Here is a 23,555-nt window from a genome sequence, read left to right as displayed (position 1 = left end):
TATACTCGTGCGCCAGGATGTCGCTAGCAGGGGGTGCTTTATGCTTGATGAACGCCTCGCCAACAGGCCTATCGATTTCGAGCAGTCGATCGACGACGGCTGGCTGAGTCGCTGCAACATCACGCAGCTGGGCCAGGACGGTGAACTCAGCTATTTCCGCTTGCACGACCCCGTCTCTCGCCAGGCCTGGATCGCCGTGCGCGCCCCGCTCGAAGCGCCTGCAGCCTGCCAGCGCCTGGAGCGTGACTACCGCCTGCAGCTGGACCCGCAGTGGGCGGTCATCCCCTCAGCGTTCGTCCGCTGCGCCGAAGGCCCGTTGCTGGTGTATCCGACCGGCCGCTCCATCGCCGACCTGATCAGTGAAGGCCCGGTTGACCTGTCTCTGTTCTTCGATATCGCGGTAAATGCGGCCGACGCCCTGGCTCAGGCCCACGAGCGCAATGTGCTGCACGGTGCGTTGCAGCCCGAACATGTTTGCCTGCAGGCGAACCAGCGGGTGCGGCTGGGCTGTTTTCGTGCCGACACTCCAGAGCTGATCAGCGAACAGGGCAACGCGCTCGGCAACTGGGCCTACCTGGCGCCGGAGCAGATCTGCCCCCACGGCAGCAGCAGCGACCGGCGCAGCGATATCTACGCCCTGGGCGCGATTCTCTACCAGTTGCTGCTGGGCGAGCTGCCGCTGGCCGGGCGGGATGCCCAGCACTGGCGCCAGTTGCACGCTGGCGTTCAGCCACGCTCGGCTTGTGAGGTCGACAGCCAGGTACCGCTGCCACTGAGCCGGATCCTGGCCAAGGCCCTGGCAAAGGAACCCGACGCCCGCTACCAGAGCGCCCGTGCCCTGGCCGTGGACCTGGCTCATTGCCAACGGCAGTGGGACGCAAGCAAAGCCATCGCCCCCTTCGAGCCCGGCTGCGCCGACCCGGTTTCACCCAGTCGCGAGCGCCTGTATGGCCGCACTGCCGAACAGAAGCTGATCGCCCTGATGCTCGATACTCAGCGACGTGACAGCAAGCCCCAGGTGCTGTTCATCAACGGCGCTGCTGGTCTGGGCAAATCCAGCCTGGTCGAGGCCACACTCAAAGCGCATGCCGAAGGCTACTGGGCGGTCGGCAAGTGCAACAGCCCGGACCAGGTCGTGCCCTATGCCCCTTGGGTCGAAATCCTCGGCTCGCTGACCACCCAGCTGCTCGCCAAGAACAGCCAGGACCTCGACACCTTGCGCCGCGAGATCCTGCAGCGCATCGAAGGCCACGGGCGATTGCTCGGCAAACTGGCACCGGAACTGCAACTGATCCTGGGCCCACTGCCCGAGCTGCCAGAACAGCCCACGCGCCTGGCATTGCAGAAAGAACAGCGGGCAATCGTCGAGTTCCTGCAGGTCTTCAGCTGCCCCGGCCACCCGCTGGTGCTGTGTTTCGATGGCCTGCAGTGCGCTGACAATGGCACACGGCAGCTACTGGCGCAGTTGCTCGCCCGGACGCCGGACAACCTGCTGCTGATCTTCACCCGACGCAACGATACGCCAACGGCTGGTGCGCCGCTGGCCACGCCCGCAACGCTGCGCAACGTCACGCTGGACCTGCGCCCACTGGACGTCGGTGCAGTCACCGAACTGATCAGCGAGCGCTACCACGTCAGCCCCGACGAGGCGTTGCAGGTTGCCGGACTGGTACACGACAAGACCGCCGGCAACCCGTTCTTTATCAACCAGATCCTCAGGGCCATGGTCGAGGACCGGTTGTTCACTTTCGACACCCAGGCCATGCGCTGGTCATGGTGCCTGCAGGCCGTGGCCCGGCAACGTTACGCCGACAACGTCGCCGACCTGATGATCCACCGCCTGGCACGCCTGCCGGCCCCCCAGCGCGATGTGCTGCGGGTCGCCAGCGCGGCAGGCGGCCGCTGCGATGAGCGGCTACTGCGCCTGCTGCTTGCACCGCTGCCGGGCAAACCGTTGAAGGCCTTGGTTGATGCGGGTTTCCTGCTTCCGGGTCAGAAAGGCCTGGGCTTCGCCCATGACCGGGTGATGGAAGCCGCCTACCAACTCACGCCTTCGCGTGATCGCGCTCAACTGCATGCACGCATTGCCCAAGCCATGCTCCAGCTTTGGCACAACGACTTGCAGGAGGTGGTTTTCGAGATCGCCAGTCAGCTGCAACGCGCCAGCCCCCGCGGGTTTGCAGCGGATGAACGCGATGTGTTCTTGCAGCTTTTGCGTGAAGCGGCGCTGCGCTCGCGCGACAGCGGTGCGTGTGAACAATCGGCAGCTCATCTGCAGGTGTGCGAGCAGTTGCTGCTCCACGGCGCAACGCCGCAAAGCCACGCCACCCATGCCTTTGCTATCGCCTGCATGGCGGCGGAGTGCGACTTGCAACTGTCGCGCATGGCCGCTGCCGAGGGGCGGCTCACCGAATGCCTTCGGCGCGCATGCTCGCCGCTGGACCGTGCGCGGGTATGCAAGCTGCAGGCACGCCTGCAGACCTTGCGCGGCGACTACCAGGCCGCCATCACCACCGCCGTCGACGGCCTCGAGCTTTTGGGTATCAGCCTGGCTCGCGGTGTCGCCCCACAGCAGGTGGAGGCCAGCCATGCGCAGGTAGAGGCCCTTATCGAACAGAAAGGGCGTCATTGCCTGGCCTCGCTACCGCGCACCGACTCGGAGGAAGTGGCAGTTGCCATCGGCCTGCTGGCCACCCTGTCGTCGTCGTTTTTCGTGCAGGACGATATCCGCTTCCTGCACCTGGCCAAGCTCATGGAGCTGTCGTTGCTGCAGGGGGTCGCCCCGGGCAGCACCTACGGTCTGGCCTGGTACGGAGTGATGATCGCCGATCGCTTCGGCAACTACCACGACGGCCACGCCTGCTGCCTGGCAGCGCTGAAGCTGATCGAGCGACACGGTTTCGAAGCTGATCTCACCAGCGCCCTGCTGGCCCTGGATCAGGTCAGCGCCTGGACCTCACCCATGGAGTTCGCCCGCCGCACGGCGCTGGAAGCCATTGATTCGACCCGCTTGAGCGGCGACCTGGCGATGACCTGCTATGCCTGCAACCATCTGGTTTCCGACTCACTGTTCATGGGCCGCTACCTGCCGGAGGTCGCCGAGGAAGTGGTACAGGGTCTGGCCACTGTGCGCAGTTTCGGCTACAGCGATATCGAACAGATCCTGCACGCCCAGCAGGGGTTCGTCGCCAGCCTGAGCGGAATGCCCGGCACGGCCTCGCCCCTGCATGTCGACTCACCCACCACGCTGTTCTTCCAGCACCTGTTCAACGGTATGTCAGCGTTCTACCTGGGTGATATCGCGCAAGCCATGCGCAGCCTGAGCGCAGCGGGCGACAACGCCTGGGCGGCACCTGCGCACATCAACCTGGCAGACTATCACCTGTTCCGCGGCCTGGCCTTGGGCAGCCCGGAAGCCCCCGGCAGCCTGGCCGACAAGCTGGCCGTACTGCAATCCCTGCGCGAGCGCTTCAGCCGCTGGGCCTGTTTCAACCCGGTGACCTTTCGCAACAAGCTGCTGCTGATCGAAGGGGTGATCGCCAAGCTCGAAGGCGACGGCCTGACGGCCATCCGTTGCTTCGACCAGGCGCAAATCGCCGCGACCGCTGCCGGTTTCATCCACGAACAGGCGCTGGCCCATGAACAGCTGGCCGAGGTCTGCATCCCCAGCGGATTGATCTCCGGCGCCAACCTGCACCTGCGCATCGCCCGCGATTGCTTCCACATCTGGGGGGCGACCGGCAAGGTGCACCAGCTGGAGGCCCTTCACCCGTTCCTGCGCACCCAGCCCGTTCAGGAGACCTACCGCGCCACCCAGCAGGCCAAGCTGGACCTGGAGGCCGGCATCGAGGCGGCGCGGGCGTTGTCCGAAGAAGTGCTGCTCGAAGGCCTGATCGAAACGCTGATGGGTCACCTCACCCAGCATTCCGGCGCCGATCACGGTGCACTGCTGATCGTCAGTGGCGCTGAGTTCCAGATGGCCGCCCTCGCCTATATCGACGATGCCGGCTTGCACGTGAATATGGACAATTGCCAGAAGTTCATGACCCAGGCGCCACGGTCGATCATCAACGCCACCATGCGCACCAAGAAGCCGCTGGTACTCAACGACGCCCAGAGCGATTGCCCCGAAGCCTTCCGCCAGGAGCTGCACACGCGCAATGCCCGCTCGGTGTTGTGCCTGCCGCTGGTGATCCAGGGGGTCCTGATCGGCCTGGTGTACCTGGAAAACCGCCTGGTGCCCAACCTGTTCGGCAGCCAGCGCCTGGCCATGCTGGAGATCCTCGCCTCGCAGGCGGCGGTGTCGCTACAGACCGCCAAGTTGTATACCCGCCTGGCCGAGGACAACCAGGTCCGTGCGCAAATGGAAGAAGAACTGCGCCGATCACGCGCCGAACTTGCGCGCAGCGCCCATCTGCAGGTGATGAACGAGCTTTCGGCGTCCATTGCCCACGAGATCAGCCAACCGCTGCTGGGGATAGCCTCCAACGCCGCGGCCAGCCTGCGTTGGCTCAAGCGTGCCGAACCCAACCTGGAAGAGGCGATGGCTGGCCTGGAAGATATCCGCAACGACAGCGAGCGCGCCGCCAACATCGTCCGCGCACTGCGCTCGCTGGCCAAGCAGGCACCGATGCAGCTCAAGGTGGTCAAGGTAGACGAGCTGATTCGCGAAGTGCTGCGCCTGACCTCGGCCGACGCGGCCAAGTACACGGTCGACGTGCAGACTCAACTACAGGCTGGGGTGAGCGTGATGGCCGACCCGGTGCAGTTGCAGCAGTTGGTGTTCAACCTGATCACCAACGCGCTGGAGGCGCTGGCGGGCTATCGCAGTGATGGGGTGCTGCGGATTGCGTCTGTCGTTACCGGCGATGGGATCGAGATCTGCGTCGATGACAACGGGCCTGGCATTGCTGCAGAGGAGCGGGCACGGGTGTTTGACCCATTCCATACCACCAAGCAAGCCGGGCTGGGGATGGGGTTGGCGATCTGCAGTTCGGTGGTGCAGGCCCATGGCGGGCAGTTGCAGGCGTTGGTGTCAGAGTTCGGCGGGTGCCGGATTCGCTTCACGCTGCCTGTGAGTTCTTCTTGACCTGTACCGGCCCTTTCCCGGGCACACTCGCGAAAGGGCCGGTACAGGTTCAGCTCAACGCGAGCTCAACGCCGCATAGCTGTTCATCAGGTTGCGGTAGTTGGGGATCCGCTGCGACAACAGGTTGCCCAGCCCTTCGATGTCGTTGCGCCAGTCGCGGTGCAGCTCACAGGCCACCGAGAACCAGTTCATCATCTGTGCACCCGCCTGGGTCATGCGCACCCACGCCGCCTGCTGCACGGTCTCGTTGAAGGTGCCCGAAGCATCGGTCACCACGAACACTTCAAAGCCCTCGGCCAGCGCCGACAACGTCGGGAACGCCACGCACACATCGGTCACCACACCCGCGATGATCAGCTGCTTGCGGCCAGTGGCCTTGATCGCCTTGACGAAGTCTTGGTTGTCCCAGGCATTGATCTGGCCTGGGCGAGCGATGTACGGCGCGTCCGGGAACATCTCTTTCAACTCCGGCACCAACGGGCCGTTGGGGCCTTGCTCGAAGCTGGTGGTGAGAATGGTCGGCAGGCCGAAGAACTTGGCCAGGTCGCCCAGGGCCAGTACGTTGTTCTTGAACTCGTTGGGCGAAAAGTCCTGCACCAGCGAAATCAGGCCAGTCTGGTGGTCGACCAGCAGGACCACGGCATCGTCCTTGTTCAGGCGCTTGTAATCAGGTTGGCTCATGGGGTGACTCCTTGGGTTGGGAAAACGGAGCGGGACTTACCGGGTGGCTTGTCCCAAGGGCTTATACCGGCGGATAGCGCCGGCTTAAGGAAATGCCTGCGCCCGGCGCCAGGCCTTCGGCGGTTGGCCGACCAGGCGGCTGAAGGCACGGGTGAAGTGGGCCTGGTCGCAGAAGCCGCACTCCAGGCTCACGTGGGTGATCGGCGCCTCGGTGACAAGCAGGCGCTTGGCCTTTTCCATGCGCGCCAGCAGGCGCCAGGCCTGGGGCGAGAGGCCGGTATTGACCTTGAAGGCACGGGAAAAATGGCTGCGGGTGAGGTTGCATACAGCGGCGATTTCGATGATCGACAGCGAACTGTGCAACATCAATTCCTTGGCCTGACGCAGCCGCGCGGGTGTCAGCGCGCCGGGAGTGTGCAGAAGCGCTTGGGGCGTCCCAGGGTGCATGGCGACTCTCCTGTTCAATGCAGAAAGTCTCGCCGCCGGGGCATGACAAAGTCCTGAGGCAAACCTGAATTGTTGTTAATTGTGCGCTGCTGGCCCTGGCCTCTTGGCCGATACCTTAAGATGCGTTTCTTACTCAGCTTCATGCCGCCACAAGCGGTCAGCATTCAAGGCGAAAGAGGTATGCAGGAAAACCACACCCAACGCACCGTGGCCATGGTGCTGTTCGATGATGTGCTGATGCTGGATGTGACCGGGCCGATGGATGCCTTTGCCATTGCCAACCGGTTCCTGCCTGAAGACAACCATTATCGGTTGCTGACCGTGGCCGAGGGCCAGGGGACCATCCGCGGGTCCTGCGGCCTGAAGGTAATGGCCGACCTGCGCCTGGAGCAATTGCCAGCCAGCATCGACTTGCTGCTGGTACCGGGTGGGCCGGGGGCCTACCACGTCGCGCTGCCGGCGATCGAGCGCTGGCTGCCTGCCGCCGTTGACAGGGCACGGCGCTTCGGCGCGATCTGCACCGGGGCCTTCGTGCTCGGGCGTGCCGGGTTGCTCGACGGCTATCGCTGCACTACCCACTGGAATTATGTGGAGCGCCTGGCCCAGGCATTTCCCGACGCCAGGGTCGAGACCGAGCACATCTATGTGACGGACCGCGACCTGATCACCTCCGGTGGCATCACGGCGGGCATCGACCTGGCGCTGGCCATCGTCGCCGAGGATCACGGCAAGGCACTGGCGCTGGAAGTCGCCAAGGTGCTGCTGGTGGCACGTCACCGCCAAGGCGGGCAGACGCCTTACGGGCCGCTGCTGGCGGCGGTCCCCCGAGATGGTTCGCCGATTGCCCGGGTCCAGGCCTACATCGTCGACCACATCGACCAGCCATTTACGGTGCAGAAGATGGCCGACCTGGTGGCCATGAGCGGACGCAACTTTGCCAGGATTTTTCAGCGTGAGGTCGGGATCACGCCGCTGCAGTACTTGCAGAACGCGCGGATCGACCAGGCGCGCAAGCTGCTCGAATGTGGCGATCTGCCGTTGAAGGTGGTGGCGACCCGATGCGGGTTTGGCAGTGACCGGCATATGCGCAAGGTGTTCTGTGAGCGGATCGGCATGACGCCGGCGCAGTACCGGGCACAGTTTGGTGGGAGCTGAGGCTGTCAACCCATACGGGACAATGTTTCTTCCCGGCAGCAGATTGTCTGAGCGATGACCAACCTCCAGAATGGTCCGTCAACCTGTTCAAATGCTGCCCCGGCAGCTCATGGAGTACGAGCCAATGCCACACGAAGGCAGCCTTCTGCAAACCGCGGTGATCTTCCTGCTCGCCGCAGTCGTCGCCGTCCCACTGGCCAAGCGCCTGCAACTGGGGGCCGTGATCGGTTACCTGCTCGCTGGCGTGGCCATCGGGCCGCAGGCGCTGGGCCTGATCCGCGATACCGAAAGCGTCGCGCACATTTCCGAGCTGGGCGTGGTCCTGCTGCTGTTCATCATCGGCCTTGAGCTGTCGCCCAAGCGCCTGTGGCTGATGCGCAAGTCGGTATTCGGCGTCGGCACCGCCCAGGTGCTGCTGACCGGCGCGGTGATCGGCGCCATTGCCCTGTTCGGCTTCGGCCAGTCGCTGCCGGCGGCCGTCGTGCTCGGCCTCGGCCTGGCGCTGTCGTCCACCGCACTCGGTTTGCAAAGCCTGGCCGAAACCAAGCAGCTCAATGCGCCCCATGGCCGCCTGGCGTTCGCCATCCTGCTGTTCCAGGACATCGCCGCGATCCCTCTGATCGCCCTGGTCCCGTTGCTGGCCGCCAGCGGCCCGGACACCAGCCACGGTGACAGCTTGCAACACGGCCTGAAGGTATTCGCCAGCATCGCCGTGGTCATCATCGGCGGCCGCTACCTGCTGCGCCCGGTGTTCCGCACCGTGGCTCGCACCGGCCTGCCGGAAGTGTCCACCGCCACCGCACTGCTGGTGGTGATCGGCACCGCCTGGCTGATGGAGGAAGCCGGCATTTCCATGGCCCTGGGCGCCTTCCTCGCCGGCCTGCTGCTGGCCGACTCGGAGTACCGTCACGAGCTTGAATCGCAGATCGAGCCGTTCAAGGGCCTGCTGCTGGGGCTGTTTTTCATCAGCGTCGGCATGGGCGCCAACCTCAGCCTGCTGCTGGAAATGCCGCTGGCGCTTTTGGGCCTGACCCTACTGCTGGTGGCGGTGAAGCTGGTGCTGCTGATCGGCGTCGGCCGCCTGGCCGGTGGCTTGAACAGCGCCAGCGCGCTGCGCCTGGGCATGGTGCTGGCTGCCGGTGGCGAATTCGCTTTCGTGGTGTTCAAGCTGGGCAAGGACCAGGGCCTGTTCGACACCCAGACCTACGACCTGCTGCTGATGACCATCACCCTGTCGATGGCCATCACTCCACTGCTGATGCTCGGCTGCGCCCGCGCCCTCAAACGCCCACAACCGGCGCGTGAAGTGCCCGAGCAGTACAAGGCCATCGACGCCGGCACGCCGCGCGTGGTGATCGTCGGCATGGGCCGCATGGGGCAGATCGTTGCGCGCATCCTGCGCGCGCAGAAGATCCCGTTCATTGCCCTGGAAACCTCGGTGGACGCCATCGAGATGACGCGCATGTTCGAGCAGGTGCCGGTGTTCTACGGCGACCCCCTTCGCCCCGAAGTGCTGCATGCGGCCAAGGTCGGTGAGGCGGAGTACTTCATCATCACCATCGACGACCCTGAGGCCGCCATCCATACCGCAGACCGGGTGAAGCGCCAGTACCCGCACCTGAAAGTGCTGGCCCGGGCGCGTAACCGCCAGCATGTGCACAAGTTGGCGGATGTGGGCGCAGAACCGATTCGCGAGACGTTCTATTCCAGCCTGGAGATGACCCGCCGGGCGCTGGTCGGGCTGGGCTTGAGCGACGAGCAGGCGGCAGACCGGATTCAACGCTTTGCCCAGCATGACGAGGAAGTGCTGGAGGCACAGGGGCTCGTGCGCGATGACCGCGCCAAGGTGATGCAAACAGCCAAGGAGGCGCGAGTGGAATTGGCGCGGTTGTTTGATTCGGATGCCGACTGAGTAGTCAGGCAATCACCAGCCGCGCTATCTGTGGATGCTCACGGTGCGCGGCTTGCCACAGGTCGTAAGCTGCCTGTTCAGCAAGATACTGCCGGGCAGGACCAAGGCCTGCCAGCTCAAGTCGATACGCAAGATCGGCTGAAATGGCGGCGCGCCCATTGAGCACTGTGGATAACTGCCCCCTTGAATAGCCCAGATGGCGGGCCAACTCAGTGACGTTCATGCCGATTGCTGGCAACACGTCTTCTCGCAAGGATTCCCCTGGGTGGGGAGGATCGAACATAGGCATGAATGAAGCCTCCTAGTGGTAATCGAGATAATCGACAAGCTCCACATCAGTACCAACGAAGCGGAACACCAGAGGCCAGTTACCGAGACATTGACTGCCCAAAAGCTGTCCAGCTTTCCATGCAGAGGATGAAGGCGGTTACCAGGACGGTTCATGTCTCCAGGCGCTTGTGCGACCTCAAGGGAAGCAAGTAAGCGTCGCAAGCGATTGACATGATCTGCACGCACCCCAGACGGGTCACGCTGCTGATGGAGCAGACGCAGGCCTTTGTGCCTGAAACTCCTGATCATTGCTGTTTGAGTGTAAGGTTAAGCCTTACACTTTCCAAGCTCGTACTGCCGCAGCGCATGGAGATACTCCTGAAAGATTTCCGGGTTATCCAGTCTGCTCTTGGCCATCTCAATTAGCGCCGTTATGGCATCCGTTCTCTCTGTAGGAGATTTCCCAAAAGGGATAAAGCCGAAGCCAAACCATCCCCACAGCCGCTTTGAGGCCGCTTCCGTAAGGAGCTGTGCTGATGCGGGTTGCGGTACCAAAATACAAAAAGGCCACTGTCTCCAGTGGCCCTCATCGGGTGCTTGATATTCCTATACACACCCTCAAGCCGAGGTGTGGGGGTCTCACCCTACGCTGATGATCCAGCCATCGACGGGGTTCCTGATCCAGTTACTGCCCCTGAATGACCACTGGCTTTGCGCTCGGATGAAACGCTAACAACGCCAGAGATATGGGTCAACGGCTGGAACAAAGAGCAACAAAAAAGGCCGGCCTTATGTTGGGGCCGGCCATTCTGTTTCAATTACTCGATGTTACTTACCAGCAATTAGCGCGTTATAACTGGTGATGAGATTGCGGTAGTCCGGAATGTGGTTGGAGCACAGCGTGGCCAGCCCTTCAATGTCGTTGCGCCAGTCGCGGTGCAGCTCACAAGCCACGCCAAACCAGGTCATCAGCTGGGCACCGGCCCGGCTCATGCGGTCATGGGCGGCGTCGCGGGTCATGGCATTGAAGGTGCCGGAAGCGTCGGTCACCACGAACACCTCGAACTCTTCTTCCAGCGCAGCCAGCGCCGGGAACGCTACGCACACTTCGGTCACCACGCCGGCAATGATCAGCTGCTTCTTGCCAGTGGCCTTCACCGCCTTGACGAAGTCTTCGTTGTCCCAGGCGTTGATCTGGCCAGGGCGGGCAATGTACGGGGCATCCGGGAACAGTGCTTTCAGTTCCGGCACCAGCGGGCCGTTGGGGCCTTGCTCGAAGCTGGTGGTGAGGATGGTCGGCAGGTTGAAGAACTTGGCCAGGTCGGCCAGGGCCAGCACGTTGTTCTTGAACTTGTCCGGCTCGATGTCGCGCACCAGCGACAGCAGGCCAGCCTGGTGATCGACCAGCAGCACGGCAGCGTCGTCTTTGTTCAGGCGGTTGTAGGTGAATTTGCTCATGGTCTGTGCTCCTAAGGTTTATGAATTTTTCAGCAATCTGGGGTGTTTCGCGTTGATGGGCACAGATTAAAATCATCACCTTTACGGCGGTAGACTGCGAAAATTGCCTTTAGCGTTCCATTTGGAGAACGATGATTGGAAGACCTCAATTCCCTGTACTACTTCACCCAAGTCGTGGAACACGGTGGCTTCGCCCCTGCCGGGCGGGCATTGGACATGCCCAAGTCGAAGCTCAGCCGGCGCATCGCCGACCTTGAGGAGCGCCTGGGCGTTCGCCTGCTTCACCGCACCAGCCGCCACTGCTCACTGACCGAGATCGGCCAGGCCTACTACAACCGCTGCCTGGCCATGCGCGTGGAGGCCGAAGGCGCGGCAGAGATCATCGAGCGCAACCGCAGCGAACCGCGCGGCCTGGTGCGCATCAGTTGCCCGACCACCCTGCTCAACTCCTGGGTCGGGCCGATGCTGACGCGCTACATGCTCAAGTACCCGCAGGTGGAGCTGTTCATCGAGAGCACCAACCGCCGCGTCGACCTGCTGCACGAGGGCTTCGACATTGCCCTGCGGGTGCGCTTCCCGCCGCTGGAGAACACCGACATGGTGATGAAAGTGCTGAGCAACAGCACCCAGTGTCTGGTCGGCCAGCCGCAGTACCTCGAGCAATTGCCAAAAAACTTTGACCCGCAGTTGCTGAGCACCCTGCCGAGCCTGCACTGGGGCAGCGCCCAGCGGGAGTACCAGTGGGAGTTGTTCCAGGGCGAGGACAGCAGCCGCAGCATCGTCATCCCCTATACCCCGCGCATGGTGACGGATGACCTGTTTGCCCTGCGCCACTTCGTGGTGGCCGGGGTGGGTATCGCGCACCTGCCACGGGTGGCGGTGCGCGAGGACCTCGCGGCAGGAAGGTTGGTGGAGCTGATCCCGGACTGGCACCCGCGCTGCGGCATCGTGCATGCGATCTTCCCGTCGCGGCGTGGGTTGCTGCCCTCGGTACGGGCGCTGATCGATCACCTGGCCGAGGAGTTTGCGATCAGCGACATGGCCTGACGCTCCTTGAGCAGCATGTCGACCAGCAGCGCCAGCACACGCGTGCAAGACCCTTGGCCTGTCATTGCGCCACAGTCCCGGATCATCCCCCTCGGAGCCTCCATGATCCGCGCCAATCACGGGCCAGGCCGCGCCCTGTTCGCCGCCCTCGCCCTCTGCCCCGCCATTGCCCAGGCTGATGAACCCGGCTGGTCGCTGCTCAGCCGCAACTACTTCCTGCACAGCGACTTTCGCTCGCCCTCCGCCAGCGGCCAGAACTACCGCCAGGAATGGGCCCAGGGTTTCATCGGCGAGGTTCGCTCAGGTTTCACCGAGGGCACGCTCGGCGTCGGCCTCGACGCCCACGGTTTTCTCGGTCTCAAGCTCGACGGCGGCCGCGGCCATGCCGGCACCGGCCTGCTGCCCCGCGACAGCGATGGTCGCGCCGAGTCCGACTACGCCAGTGCCGGCGCCGCACTCAAGCTGCGCCTGGGCAACACCCAGCTGCACTACGGTGAAATGATGGTGGAGACCCCAGTGTTCGACACAGGCGACAAACGTCTGCACCCGGAATACGCCACCGGCTGGTTGCTGGAGAACACAGATCTGCCCGATTGGCGTTTGCAGGCAGGCCGTTTCACTGCCTTCAACAATCAGGACAATAGCTCGACGCATGATGACTTCAGCGGCTATGGCGCGACGACGGAGAATCGGGCCATCAGCCTGGCCGGCGCCACCTTCGCGCCGCACGGCCCGTTCGGTGGCGCGTTGTACGCCGGGGAGCTGGAAGACACCTGGCGCCAGGCCTACCTCAACCTGAACCTGGCCGAAGGCAATTGGCGCCTGGACGGCAACTTCTACAAGACCCGCGATACCGGTAACGCCAGCGCAGGAGCAATCGACACCCTCGCGTACAGTGTGCTGGCCAAATACAGCTTCGGCGCTCAGGCGCTGAGCGTGGCTTACCAGAAGGTCGAGGGAAAGACCCCGTTCGACTTCGTCGGCGGCGATTCCATCTACCTGGCCAACTCGATCAAGTACGCCGACTTCAACGGCCCCGGCGAACGCTCGTGGCAACTGCGCTACGACCTCAATTTCGCCACCCTCGGTGCGCCCGGCCTGAGCCTGATGGGCCGCTATGTCAGCGGCCGTGGCATCGATGGCAGCCATGCACCTGCGGGTGGCGCCTACGTGGACCAGTACGGCCAGGGTGGCAAGCACTGGGAACGCGACATCGACCTGAAATACGTGGTGCAGTCGGGCGCAGCCAAAGACCTCAGCCTGTCGTTTTCACACGTCAGCCACAGAGCCAACCAGGCCCAGGCCGGCGATGACATCGACCGCCTCTACCTGATCATCGAGTACCCGCTCAAAGGCAGTTTCTGAGCTCATGCCGTCAGCAGACGGCGCTGATTGCCGAGGCTGGGCAAAAGCAAAAAAAAGGGGCCATCGCGGCCCCTTCCTTTCGACATCACATCAGCTTAGAACGCGAAGCACGAGCAACCCAGTGCCCCCCAGAAGCCCTGGAAGTCATTGACTGGCACACTCGACTTACGCGCCTTGTCATGGCTGTGCGCATGCACCCCACACGGCCCCGAGCACTGGTGCACGGCTGCCGCCAGCGACGGCGTGCCTACACGCCAGTGCCCTGGGACTTTGGCCACCGGCGACCATTCCGGCAACACCGGCACCTGCGGCGGGCCGAGCTTGTCGAATTCGGCCGCGCCGTACACCACCTTGCCATCAACCACGGTCAGCACCGACTCGATGCCCTTGATCGCTTCCTCATCGACACTGAAGAAGTCCAGCGACAGCGCCGCCAGGTCGGCCAGCTGGCCCACCTTGATCTGGCCCTTCTTGCCCTGCTCGCTGGAGAACCAGGCACTGCCCTGGGTGAACAGCTGCAGTGCGGTTTCGCGGTCCAGGCCTTCCTTGTACAGCTCCATACCGCCAACCGTTTTGCCACTGACCAGCCAATACAGCGAAGTCCACGGGTTGTAGCTGGACACGCGGGTGGCGTCGGTACCGGCACCCACCGGCACACCCATCTCGAGCATGCGTTTGATCGGCGGGGTCTGCTCGGCAGCCTTGGCGCCGTAACGGTCGACGAAGTACTCGCCCTGGAAGGCCATGCGGTCCTGGATGGCGATGCCGCCGCCCAGCGCACGCACGCGCTCGATGTTTTGCGCAGTGATGGTTTCGGCGTGGTCGAAGAACCACGGCAGGCCATTGAACGGGATGTCACGATTGACCTTCTCGAACACGTCGAGCATGCGCGTGATCGATTCGTTGTAGGTGGCGTGCAGGCGGAACGGCCAGCGCTGCTCGACCAGGTGGCGCACCACCGGTTCCAGCTCTTCTTCCATGGTCTGCGGCAGGTCCGGGCGCGGCTCGAGGAAGTCCTCGAAGTCGGCGGCGGAGAACACCAGCATCTCGCCAGCGCCGTTGTGGCGCAGGAAGTCGGTGCCGCTGTGCAGCTTGACGCTGGAGGTCCATTTGCGGAAGTCGTCCAGCTCTTCCTTGGGCTTCTGGGTGAACAGGTTGTAGGCGATGCGGACGGTCAGCTGATTGTTGTCGGCCAGCTCCTGGATCACCGAATAGTCGTCGGGGAAGTTCTGGTAACCGCCACCGGCGTCGATCGCACTGGTCAGCCCCAGGCGGTTCAGCTCGCGCATGAACTGGCGGGTGGAGTTGATCTGGTACTCCAGTGGCAGCTTCGGCCCCTTGGCGAGGGTAGCGTAGAGGATCATCGCGTTGGGGCGGGCGATGAGCATGCCGGTCGGGTTGCCGAACTTGTCGCGCTGGATCTCGCCTCCCGGTGGGTTTGGCGTGGTCTTGTCGTAGCCGACAGCCTTGAGCGCGGCGCGGTTGAGCAGCGCCCGGTCGTACAGGTGCAGCAGGAACACCGGGGTGTCTGGGGCGGCCTGGTTGATTTCTTCCAGCGTCGGCATGCGTTTTTCGGCGAACTGGAATTCGTTCCAGCCACCGACCACGCGCACCCATTGCGGCGTCGGTGTCCGCGCGGCCTGGTCCTTGAGCATGCGCAAGGCATCGGCCACCGATGGCACGCCTTCCCAGCGCAGTTCCAGGTTGTAGTTCAGGCCACCCCGGATCAGGTGCAGGTGCGAGTCGTTAAGGCCAGGGATGACCGTGCGCTGCTTGAGGTCGATGATCTGCGTGGCGCTGCCCTTGTGGGCCATGGCCTCGGCGTCGTTGCCCACGGCGATGAAGCGGCCGTCCTTGATGGCAACGGCAGTGGCGGTGGGCTTTTCGCGATCAACGGTGTGCAGTTTGCCGTTGAACAGAATCAGGTCGGCGGTCATGGAACCTCCTTGGGTGGATGCGTGGGCGGAACCGGCTTGGCCGGTGAAGGGCAATGCGGACCAGAGGGCACCGGCGGCACCTAGCACGGTGCTGGTGGCGAGGAACTGCCGACGGGTCTTGTCGTTGCGGTCCTGGGACATGGGCTTCTCCGTCTGGGTACGGCGGCGGCAGGCGCAACTGCAGAGCATGCCGGCTGATACAGGGTCAGGGCTTGGATGGATGTGCGGTGGGTTGTAGAAGGTTAGCCCTGTTCACGCTTTGTGCTGCCAGGGCTGGCCTCTTCGCGGGCACGCCCGCTCCCACAGCGCCCGCGAAGGCCTCCCCGATTACTGCTGGAGGAATGCCAGCAGGTCTTCATTCAGCTGCTGCGCATGCGTCACGGCAAACCCGTGCGGCGCACCGGCGTAAACCTTCAGCTCAGCCCCGCGGATCAGCTCCGCCGCCCGCTTGCCGGTGGTTTCGAACGGCACGATCTGGTCGTCATCGCCATGGATCACCAGGGTTGGTACATCGATCTTGGCCATGTCCGGGCGGAAGTCGGTCTGCGAGAAGGCGGTCACGCAATCCAGGGTGCCCTTGATCGAAGCCATCAGCGCAATGTTCAGCGTTTGAGTCTGCACGCCCTGGGACACCTGTTGGCCATGGTTCAGGCCATAGAACGGCGTGGCAAAATCGGCAATGAACTGCGCACGGTCAGCACGCAGGCCAGCAACGATACCTTCGAATACCGACAGGTCGACGCCTTCGGGGTTGTCATCACGCTTGCCGAACACCGGCGTCACCGCACCCAACAACACCAGGCCCGCTACCCGCTCGCTGCCGTGGCGGGCAATGTAGCGGCTGACATCACCGCCGCCCATCGAGAAGCCCACCAGGGTCACTTCACGCAGGTCGAGGTGTTCGATCAGCTGGGCGATGTCGTCGGCGAAGGTGTCGTAGTCGTAGCCGGTCCACGGCTGGCTCGAACGGCCGAAGCCACGACGGTCGAAAGCGATGGCGCGGTAACCGCGGCTGGCCAGGAACTCCATCTGCGAGTCCCACATGTCGGCGTCCAGTGGCCAGCCGTGGCTGAACAGCACTGGTTTGCCGCTGCCCCAGTCCTTGTAATAGATCGAAGTGCCGTCGCGGGTAACGAGAGTGGTCATGTCGGTATCTCCTTGAAAGTGAGCAGTTGAAAGCGTCGTTGAAGGCGTTGGCTCAACCGCGCAGCCAGGTGGCGCAGCGGCGGGTTACCCAAGGCATGATGTAGAACACCACGGGCAGGATGACGAACAGGTTGCCGATCAGGTTGCCGCTGATCGGGCCGCCTAGCTGCGGGAAACGCGCGAACAATGGCGCCAGCAGATGGGGAACGACCATGGTCATCGGGCAGATCACCAGGTAAGTCAGCAGCGCCTGCTTCCAGCGCGGCGGTTGCGCCGCGTTGACGCTCGGCGGGGTGAACCAGAACTCCGGATCTTCGTGCACCTGGGTTTGGTCACCGCCGTCGAGCAACGGCAACACTTCGTTGACCAGCGCCTGGCGTTCGGCCGAGTTGACCCAGGCCTGCAGCAGGCCTGCGTCGGCGAAGCGCACCACGGTAGTGAAGTGCAGCCCGCCTTCGTCAGGGCGGATAACGTTGACGTCCAGGTGCCCCGGCTGCCTGCGGGCGGCACTGACCGTGCGCTTGAGCCACGCTTCGTAGGCCGCCAGCGACTCGGCACGGGCCTTGTGCTGGATGACCAGGGTCACCACGTTGCGGTTGTCTTGGAGTGCGGTGTTCATCGGCGTTCCTTGGGATGAGCTTGCCCGCATCCACTTTGCAACGGCGGACGGGCGGAGGATTGGATGGGTGTGCTGCCCTTGCCGGGCACCGTCTGGCGGTGCCCGGGAAAGCGGCTTACTTGTTGGCGTTGAAGGCGTTGTAGCTGGTCATCAGGTTGCGGTAGTCCGGAATGTGGTTGGAGCACAGCGTGGCCAGGCCTTCGATGTCGTTGCGCCAGTCGCGGTGCAGCTCACAGGCCACGCCGAACCAGGTCATCAGCTGCGCACCGGCCCGGCTCATGCGGTCGTGTGCGGCATCACGGGTCATTTCGTTGAAGGTGCCGGAAGCGTCGGTCACCACGAACACCTCGAACTCTTCTTCCAGCGCAGCCAGCGCCGGGAACGCTACGCACACTTCGGTCACCACGCCGGCAATGATCAGCTGTTTCTTGCCAGTGGCCTTCACCGCCTTGACGAAGTCTTCGTTGTCCCAGGCGTTGATCTGGCCAGGGCGGGCAATGTACGGGGCATCCGGGAACAGTGCTTTCAGTTCCGGCACCAGCGGGCCGTTGGGGCCTTGCTCGAAGCTGGTGGTGAGGATGGTCGGCAGGTTGAAGAACTTGGCCAGGTCGGCCAGGGCCAGCACGTTGTTCTTGAACGCGTCCGGTTCAATGTCGCGGACCAGGGACAGCAGGCCAGCCTGGTGGTCGACCAGCAGAACGGCGGCGTCGTCTTTGTTCAGGCGGTTGTATTTGAAGTTAGTCATGGTGGTAGCTCCTAAGGGTTTTGATGTTCAGTAAGTGGGGTGTTTCGCGTTGATGGGAGAAGATTAAAACCATCACCTTTGGCGCGGTAGATAGTGCTTTTTGGCTTTAGCGTTCCATTTAAAGAACGATCTGTTGGCAGTGGTTTTGCTGGCCTCATTGCTTGCCCGACCAAGCTGCTCTATTACTACGCACAGCCCACTTCTCACCTCCGAGACCTCCATGCTGGCGTTCATCCAGTCGTCCCCGTTGTTGCTCGGCACCGCCCTGATTCTGCTCGACCTCGTGCTCTGGCAGTTGATCCCGATCCAGCGTCGGGCCTGGCGCATCGGTACGCGTCTAGTGATCTTCCTGCTGTTCAGCGCGGTACTGGTGGCCGCTGGCATGAGCCCGCTGCAACCGCCGCCGTGGCCCGATGACGTCTCGCGCAACCTCATCGCCACGGTACTGGCCATCGGCTGGTGGCTGTTTGGCGCGCGCACGGTGACGGTAGTGTTCGGCTTGCTGCTGGTCGCCCGTGGCAGCCACGGCGGGCGCCTGCTGCAGGATGTGCTGGGGGCGCTGATCTTTCTCGCGGCCGTGGTCGCGGCGGCGGGCTATGTGCTGCAACTGCCGGTGAAGGGCCTGCTGGCCACTTCCGGGGTGATGGCCATCGTCATCGGCCTGGCGCTGCAAAGCACCTTGGCCGACGTGTTCAGCGGCATCGTGCTGAACACCACGCGGCCCTATCAGATTGGCGATTCGATCTCCATCGACGGCACCGAGGGCAAGGTGCTGGATATCGACTGGCGCGCCACGCGCCTGCTCACCGGCAGTGGCAGCCTGGCGGTGATCCCCAACTCGGTGGCGGCCAAGGCGCGGCTGCTCAACCACAGCCGCCCGGCCGATGTGAACGGGGTATCGATCTGTGTGGTGGTGCCGGCCAAGGTACGCCCCAAGCGGGTTTTCGATGCGCTGGAAAAAGCCCTGCAGGGCACCAGCGCAATCCTCGCCTCACCCAAGCCCAAGGTCACGGTGAAGGCCTCGACCTTGGAGTCTGTGGAGTACGAGGCCAGCGGCTTCATCGCGGACATGGCCGGCAAGACCGATGCCCGTAACCAGCTGTTCGATCTGGCGCACCGCCATCTGGAAGCCAGCGGGGTGATGTGGAACGTCGACCTGGCGATGCCCCCGCGCAGCCGCCAACGCGAAGTGTTGGACGAGGTGCGGGTGTTCCGCTCGCTGACTGACGAAGAGCGGGATGCCTTGAGCCAGCGCATGACCGCGGTGGAGTACCTGGCTGACCAGGTGATCCTCGAGGTGGGCGAGCAGTCCGATCATTTGCTGGTGATTGGCAGCGGCGTGGTTTCAGCGTCGGTGCGCGATGGTGACAAGCTGCTGGAGGCCGGCCGCATGGGGCCAGGTGAGGTGTTGGGGATCGAGGGGATCATCGATGAAGATAAATCGTTTGCCGAGTTCCGAACCCTGACCAGTTGCGTGCTGTATCGGATCGAGAAGGAACAGGTGAAGAGCTGCCTGGAGCAGCGCGGGGAAGTGCAGACGGCGCTGAGCAAGTTGCAACGGTTCCGGCGCCAGAGTCGGGAGTCGCTGTTGCTGCAGAAGCCGGTTTCGATCAAGAAAGGCGGCTTCCTTAGCTGGTTGCACAAGTAAACCCGTGCCGGCCTCTTCGCAGCGGTTCGGCGCGAAGAGGCCAGGGGTTACAGCACAACTCTCAGGCATTGCCCTGCGTGGTACAGCGAGAACCCGGACTCATAGAACGCCGTACGCAGCGAAGGCGCACTCACGCCCTTCATCGGCGAGAACGGGATCGGCAGGCTGTCCGCCTCGCCCTTGAGCAGGAACTCGGCAAACGCCCGGCCAATCACGGTCCCGGTGGTGTTGCCGCGGCCATTATAGCCCGTCACCGCCACCAGCCCCGGCGCCGGCTCGAACAACCGCATCAGGTGATCCGGGGTGAAGTCGATGCAGCCGGTCCAGTGCATTTCCCACTCGACCTTGCCCAGTTCCGGGTAGTAATGGCTCTGAATCCGGTCGGCCCAGCTGCGCACGAACCAGGCCGGCTTGTTGTCGACCCGGCCGAGGCTGCCCAGTAACAGGCGGCCCTGATCGTCACGGCGGATGCTGCTGAGCACGGTGCGGGTGTCCCAGGAGCCCTGGCCGTGCGGCAGCACCTTGTCAGCTGCCGCGCCCTGCAGCGGCTTGGACGCCACCTGGTAGTAGTAACCACGGAAGAACTGCTTCTGCAGGTTGCTCCAGTCGCCTTCGGTGTAGGCGCCTGTGGAAATCACCACCTTATCGGCGCGTACCGAGCCGCGTGCGGTCTTCACCCGCCAGGCATCGCCATCGCGCTCAAGGCCTTCGACCGAGGATTGTTGGAACAGCTTGCCGCCCAGGCGCGCCACGGCGGCGGCCAGGCCCTGGGTGTAGCCCATCGGATTGATGGTGCCGGCGCGGTGGTCGAGCAGCGCGGCGGAAATCTTGTCGGTACCACAGTATTCCTGGCACTGGGCGCCGGTCAGCAGCTCGACGTCGGCACCACGGCGGCGCCATTGCTCGTGGCGGGCCTCAAGGTCAGCGATGCCGGTAGCGTTGTGGGCCATGTGCAGCGTGCCTTTGTGCCGGGCCTGGCAGTCGATGCCGAGGCGTTCGATCATGGCGAACACTTCAGCCGGAGCCTCACCTAGCACCTTGTTCAGGCGACTGCCCTGCCTCTGGCCGAGGGTTGCCTCGACGTCGTCGGGGCGGATCCAGGTGCCGGCGTTGACCAGGCCGACGTTGCGGCCAGAGCCGCCGTGGCCGATCTTCCAGGCCTCCAGCAGGATCACCGACTTGCCCTGTTCGAGCAGGTGGATGGCCGCCGACAGGCCGGTGATGCCGCCGCCGATCACGCAGACATCGGCCTTGTGCTCGCCGGCCAGGGCCTGGGTGGCGACGGTCGGTTGGCTGACGTGTTCCCACAAGCATTGTTGACGCAGTTCGGACATGGCCCGGCTCCAGCAGTGTTGTTCTTGTAGGGGCTGCTTCGCAGCCCATTCGCGGGTAAAACCCGCTCCCACAGTGACCTCACAGATTTCGAAAGCTGTGAGGTCACTGTGGGAGCGGGCTTGCCCGCGAACCGGGGGCTAGGCCCCCGGCCATGCAGCATCATTCCATCAGTCGAACACGATACCCTGTGCCAGCGGCAGCTCGCGCGAGTAGTTCACGGTGTTGGTCTGGCGGCGCATGTAGCCTTTCCACGCATCGGAACCAGACTCACGACCACCGCCAGTTTCCTTCTCGCCACCGAACGCGCCGCCGATCTCGGCGCCGCTGGTACCGATGTTGACGTTGGCGATGCCGCAGTCACTGCCCGAAGCACTCTGGAAGCGCTCGGCTTCGCGAATGTCGGTGGTGAAAATGCACGACGACAGGCCTTGCGGTACTTCGTTGTTCAGGCGCAGGGCCTCTTCGAAGTCGTCGTAGGCCAGCACATAGAGGATCGGCGCGAAGGTTTCATGGCGCACCACGTCGCTCTGGGCCGGCATTTCAGCAATGGCCGGCGACACGTAGTAGGCATTCGGATACTGCTCGGCCAGCTGGCGTTCGCCACCAAATACCTGGCCACCTTCGTCACGGGCCTTGGCCAGTGCACCCTGCATGGCATCGAACGACTGCTTGTCGATCAGTGGGCCGACCAGGTTGTCCTTGCGAGGGTCACCGATGCGCACTTTGCCGTAGGCGGCTTTGACGCGGGCTACCACTTCATCCTTGATCGAACGGTGCACGATCAGGCGACGCAGGGTGGTGCAGCGCTGGCCGGCGGTGCCGACAGCGGAGAACAGGATGCCGCGCACGGCGAGGTCGAGGTCGGCGCTCGGGGCCAGGATCATGGCGTTGTTGCCACCCAGCTCCAGAATGCTGCGGCCGAAGCGGGCGGCCACACGTGGGCCGACTTCACGGCCCATGCGGGTGCTGCCGGTGGCGCTGACCAGCGGTACACGCGGGTCGTCGACCATGGCTTCGCCAGCTTCGCGGCCACCGATCACCAGCTGGGCCAGGCCCGCCGGGGCATCACCGAAGGCTTTCAGGGCTTTGTCGAACAGCGCCTGGCAAGCCAGTGCGGTCAGCGGGGTCTTCTCGGACGGTTTCCACACCACCGAGTTACCAGCCACCAGGGCCAGCGCGGTGTTCCAGGCCCATACCGCAACCGGGAAGTTGAAGGCGCTGATCACGCCGACCACACCCAGCGGGTGCCACGTTTCACGCATGTGGTGACCCGGGCGCTCGGAAGCGATGGTCAGGCCATACAGCTGGCGCGACAGGCCGACGGCGAAGTCGCAGATGTCGATCATTTCCTGCACTTCGCCCAGGCCTTCCTGGGTGATCTTGCCGGCTTCGATCGAGACCAGCTCGCCGAGGTCGGCCTTGTGCTCACGCAGCACTTCACCGAACAGGCGCACCAGCTCGCCACGGCGCGGGGCCGGTACGCTGCGCCAGGCTTCGAAGGCGCTCTGAGCCTGATCGATGCGGGCGAGGGTCTCGGCCTTGCCGAGCAGTTTCACCGAAGCGATCTGGCTGCCGTCGATCGGCGTGTGAACAGGGTAGTCGCCCTGGGTGTAAGCCTCGGCGGCAACGCCAAGGCGCTCGAGCAATCCAGCAACCATTTGTGCTTCTCCTACATCGGGTGATGGGGTGGAAAAATGATGTGGATCAGTATTAATCCGATCACACCGGTGCAACAAACGACCTTTATTCCGCATATCATTCCGTCAGGTAATGATTTGAGCCGCAGAGAACGCTATGTCCAAACGCCTGGTGCCCTCCATGACCGCCCTGCAGTGCTTCGAAGCTGCAGCCCGTCACCTGAGCTTTACCCGCGCCGCCGAAGAGCTGCACCTGACCCAGAGCGCGGTCAGCAAGCAGGTAGCACAGCTCGAAGAGATGCTGCGCCACCACTTGTTCCTGCGTATCCGCAGGCGCCTGCAACTCACGCCTGCGGGCAGCCTGTACCTGGCCGAGGTCAACAAGATCCTTACCCAGGTCGACATGTCCAGCCGCTACGTGCTCACCTACGGCGAGCAGACCGAGATATTGAAAGTAGCCACTCAACCCAGTTTTGGCGTGCGCTGGCTGATCCCGCACCTCAAGGGCTTTGGCAAACGGCACGCCAACATCCACCTCGACATCCGCAACGAGATGGAACCGTTTGCCTTGCTGCAGGGCTCGGCGGATGTGGTGTTCTTCTATGGCCAGGGCACTTGGCCGGGGGCCACCTGCGTGGAGCTGTTCGGTGAACAGGTGGTGCCGGTGTGCGCGCCGGAGCTGTTGGCCGGGCGCAAGCTGGGCGATGCCGGTGAGTTGGCGGACATGGTGTTGCTGCAGAGCACGTCGCGGCCGGAGGCTTGGCATGAGTGGTTCCTGGAGCTGGGGCTGCACAGTGTCAGTGCCTACCACGGGCCGCGCTTCGATACGTTCTACATGGCATTGAGTGCGGCGCAGGCCGGGTGCGGGGTAGCGTTGGTGCCACGGTATCTGGTGGCCAAGGAGCTGGCGGAAGGGAGCTTGGTCATTCCGTGGAATCATGCGATGCCCAGTGCCGGTAAGCACTACCTGGCGTATGCCGAGCATGCGGCGGAGGTGCCGAAGGTACGGGCCCTGGTGGAATGGATTCGCGAGCAGCTTCACGCTTGAGGACCTCTTCGCGGCT

General features: G+C 63.6%; 17 protein-coding genes and 1 pseudogene. 7 read left to right on the top strand and 11 right to left on the bottom strand.

Features of this window, described 5'->3' with window-relative positions:
* Window positions 1-40: 40 nt before the first annotated feature.
* Complete coding sequence (locus tag HU738_RS05745; RefSeq protein ID WP_186601455.1) at window positions 41-5,089, top strand: trifunctional serine/threonine-protein kinase/ATP-binding protein/sensor histidine kinase; 5,049 nt, start codon at window positions 41-43, stop codon at window positions 5,087-5,089.
* A 54-nt stretch (window positions 5,090-5,143) separates the two neighbouring features.
* Here the strand turns inward: HU738_RS05745 and ycaC (HU738_RS05740) are convergent, their stop codons facing one another.
* Together ycaC (HU738_RS05740) and HU738_RS05735 are read right to left on the bottom strand one after the other, a co-directional pair.
* Window positions 5,144-5,770, bottom strand: coding sequence for an isochorismate family cysteine hydrolase YcaC (gene ycaC / locus HU738_RS05740; RefSeq protein ID WP_054886474.1), 627 nt, complete (start codon window positions 5,768-5,770; stop codon window positions 5,144-5,146).
* An 84-nt stretch (window positions 5,771-5,854) separates the two neighbouring features.
* Complete coding sequence (locus tag HU738_RS05735) at window positions 5,855-6,217, bottom strand: helix-turn-helix domain-containing protein (protein WP_176509199.1); 363 nt, start codon at window positions 6,215-6,217, stop codon at window positions 5,855-5,857.
* A gap of 180 nt (window positions 6,218-6,397) precedes the next feature.
* Here HU738_RS05735 and HU738_RS05730 point away from each other — a divergent pair, with 180 nt between their 5' ends.
* Both HU738_RS05730 and HU738_RS05725 read left to right on the top strand, forming a co-directional pair.
* Window positions 6,398-7,372 (top strand): GlxA family transcriptional regulator, encoded by a 975-nt coding sequence (locus HU738_RS05730; protein WP_225923402.1) that lies wholly within the window; start codon window positions 6,398-6,400, stop codon window positions 7,370-7,372.
* 124 nt (window positions 7,373-7,496) lie between these two features.
* On the top strand, window positions 7,497-9,284 hold the full coding sequence (locus HU738_RS05725) for a monovalent cation:proton antiporter-2 (CPA2) family protein (RefSeq protein WP_186601457.1): 1,788 nt from the start codon (window positions 7,497-7,499) through the stop codon (window positions 9,282-9,284).
* Between the two features lie 4 nt (window positions 9,285-9,288).
* Here HU738_RS05725 and HU738_RS05720 read toward each other — a convergent pair whose 3' ends face one another.
* The 3 genes and pseudogenes from HU738_RS05720 to ycaC (HU738_RS05710) form a co-directional block, all read right to left on the bottom strand.
* Window positions 9,289-9,573 carry a HigA family addiction module antitoxin gene (locus HU738_RS05720; protein WP_152959070.1) on the bottom strand — a complete coding sequence of 95 codons (285 nt, stop codon included), beginning with the start codon at window positions 9,571-9,573 and terminating at the stop codon, window positions 9,289-9,291.
* 12 nt (window positions 9,574-9,585) lie between these two features.
* A pseudogene (locus HU738_RS05715) lies at window positions 9,586-9,863 on the bottom strand (type II toxin-antitoxin system RelE/ParE family toxin).
* A 519-nt stretch (window positions 9,864-10,382) separates the two neighbouring features.
* Entirely contained in the window at window positions 10,383-11,012 is a 630-nt protein-coding gene (gene ycaC / locus HU738_RS05710) for an isochorismate family cysteine hydrolase YcaC (RefSeq protein WP_186601458.1), read from the bottom strand.
* Window positions 11,013-11,147: 135 nt separating this feature from the next.
* Between ycaC (HU738_RS05710) and HU738_RS05705 the strand changes: the two genes are divergently transcribed.
* Window positions 11,148-12,059, top strand: coding sequence for a LysR substrate-binding domain-containing protein (locus HU738_RS05705; protein ID WP_186601459.1), 912 nt, complete (start codon window positions 11,148-11,150; stop codon window positions 12,057-12,059).
* A gap of 102 nt (window positions 12,060-12,161) precedes the next feature.
* Window positions 12,162-13,424, top strand: coding sequence for an OprD family porin (locus tag HU738_RS05700; RefSeq protein WP_186601460.1), 1,263 nt, complete (start codon window positions 12,162-12,164; stop codon window positions 13,422-13,424).
* Window positions 13,425-13,519: 95 nt separating this feature from the next.
* Here HU738_RS05700 and HU738_RS05695 read toward each other — a convergent pair whose 3' ends face one another.
* The 4 genes from HU738_RS05695 to ycaC (HU738_RS05680) all read right to left on the bottom strand — a co-directional run bounded on the left by HU738_RS05695 (window position 13,520) and on the right by ycaC (HU738_RS05680) (window position 17,871).
* Window positions 13,520-15,361: an amidohydrolase gene (locus HU738_RS05695; RefSeq protein WP_186601634.1), complete on the bottom strand. Its 1,842-nt coding sequence runs from the start codon at window positions 15,359-15,361 to the stop codon at window positions 13,520-13,522.
* Window positions 15,362-15,688: 327 nt separating this feature from the next.
* The gene (locus tag HU738_RS05690) at window positions 15,689-16,507 is read right to left on the bottom strand and encodes an alpha/beta fold hydrolase (RefSeq protein WP_186601461.1); all 819 of its coding nucleotides are present in this window, start codon (window positions 16,505-16,507) and stop codon (window positions 15,689-15,691) included.
* Window positions 16,508-16,559: 52 nt separating this feature from the next.
* Window positions 16,560-17,126 (bottom strand): antibiotic biosynthesis monooxygenase, encoded by a 567-nt coding sequence (locus tag HU738_RS05685; RefSeq protein WP_186601462.1) that lies wholly within the window; start codon window positions 17,124-17,126, stop codon window positions 16,560-16,562.
* Window positions 17,127-17,241: 115 nt separating this feature from the next.
* On the bottom strand, window positions 17,242-17,871 hold the full coding sequence (ycaC, locus tag HU738_RS05680) for an isochorismate family cysteine hydrolase YcaC (protein WP_186601463.1): 630 nt from the start codon (window positions 17,869-17,871) through the stop codon (window positions 17,242-17,244).
* Between the two features lie 220 nt (window positions 17,872-18,091).
* Between ycaC (HU738_RS05680) and HU738_RS05675 the strand changes: the two genes are divergently transcribed.
* On the top strand, window positions 18,092-19,519 hold the full coding sequence (locus HU738_RS05675) for a mechanosensitive ion channel family protein (RefSeq protein ID WP_186601464.1): 1,428 nt from the start codon (window positions 18,092-18,094) through the stop codon (window positions 19,517-19,519).
* A 47-nt stretch (window positions 19,520-19,566) separates the two neighbouring features.
* Here the strand turns inward: HU738_RS05675 and amaA are convergent, their stop codons facing one another.
* Window positions 19,567-20,853, bottom strand: coding sequence for an L-pipecolate oxidase (gene amaA / locus HU738_RS05670; RefSeq protein ID WP_186601465.1), 1,287 nt, complete (start codon window positions 20,851-20,853; stop codon window positions 19,567-19,569).
* Between the two features lie 168 nt (window positions 20,854-21,021).
* Window positions 21,022-22,512 (bottom strand): L-piperidine-6-carboxylate dehydrogenase, encoded by a 1,491-nt coding sequence (amaB, locus tag HU738_RS05665; RefSeq protein ID WP_186601466.1) that lies wholly within the window; start codon window positions 22,510-22,512, stop codon window positions 21,022-21,024.
* 136 nt (window positions 22,513-22,648) lie between these two features.
* Between amaB and HU738_RS05660 the strand changes: the two genes are divergently transcribed.
* Window positions 22,649-23,539 (top strand): LysR family transcriptional regulator, encoded by an 891-nt coding sequence (locus tag HU738_RS05660; protein WP_186601467.1) that lies wholly within the window; start codon window positions 22,649-22,651, stop codon window positions 23,537-23,539.
* Window positions 23,540-23,555 lie beyond the last annotated feature (16 nt).

Source organism: Pseudomonas vlassakiae (assembly GCF_014269035.2).
In the GTDB taxonomy this organism is placed as follows: domain Bacteria; phylum Pseudomonadota; class Gammaproteobacteria; order Pseudomonadales; family Pseudomonadaceae; genus Aquipseudomonas; species Aquipseudomonas vlassakiae.
This window is presented reverse-complemented; position numbering and strand designations above follow the sequence as displayed.

Coding starts and splice junctions, on each gene's coding strand:
- HU738_RS05690 (WP_186601461.1), bottom strand. CDS start 16,507: ATGACCACTCTCGTTACCCGCGACGGCACTTCGATCTATTACAAGGAC.
- amaB (WP_186601466.1), bottom strand. CDS start 22,512: ATGGTTGCTGGATTGCTCGAGCGCCTTGGCGTTGCCGCCGAGGCTTAC.
- HU738_RS05695 (WP_186601634.1), bottom strand. CDS start 15,361: ATGACCGCCGACCTGATTCTGTTCAACGGCAAACTGCACACCGTTGAT.
- HU738_RS05700 (WP_186601460.1), top strand. CDS start 12,162: ATGATCCGCGCCAATCACGGGCCAGGCCGCGCCCTGTTCGCCGCCCTC.
- HU738_RS05730 (WP_225923402.1), top strand. CDS start 6,398: ATGCAGGAAAACCACACCCAACGCACCGTGGCCATGGTGCTGTTCGAT.
- HU738_RS05735 (WP_176509199.1), bottom strand. CDS start 6,217: ATGCACCCTGGGACGCCCCAAGCGCTTCTGCACACTCCCGGCGCGCTG.
- ycaC (WP_186601458.1), bottom strand. CDS start 11,012: ATGAGCAAATTCACCTACAACCGCCTGAACAAAGACGACGCTGCCGTG.
- HU738_RS05685 (WP_186601462.1), bottom strand. CDS start 17,126: ATGAACACCGCACTCCAAGACAACCGCAACGTGGTGACCCTGGTCATC.
- HU738_RS05720 (WP_152959070.1), bottom strand. CDS start 9,573: ATGCCTATGTTCGATCCTCCCCACCCAGGGGAATCCTTGCGAGAAGAC.
- HU738_RS05725 (WP_186601457.1), top strand. CDS start 7,497: ATGCCACACGAAGGCAGCCTTCTGCAAACCGCGGTGATCTTCCTGCTC.
- ycaC (WP_054886474.1), bottom strand. CDS start 5,770: ATGAGCCAACCTGATTACAAGCGCCTGAACAAGGACGATGCCGTGGTC.
- HU738_RS05660 (WP_186601467.1), top strand. CDS start 22,649: ATGTCCAAACGCCTGGTGCCCTCCATGACCGCCCTGCAGTGCTTCGAA.
- HU738_RS05745 (WP_186601455.1), top strand. CDS start 41: ATGCTTGATGAACGCCTCGCCAACAGGCCTATCGATTTCGAGCAGTCG.
- ycaC (WP_186601463.1), bottom strand. CDS start 17,871: ATGACTAACTTCAAATACAACCGCCTGAACAAAGACGACGCCGCCGTT.
- amaA (WP_186601465.1), bottom strand. CDS start 20,853: ATGTCCGAACTGCGTCAACAATGCTTGTGGGAACACGTCAGCCAACCG.
- HU738_RS05675 (WP_186601464.1), top strand. CDS start 18,092: ATGCTGGCGTTCATCCAGTCGTCCCCGTTGTTGCTCGGCACCGCCCTG.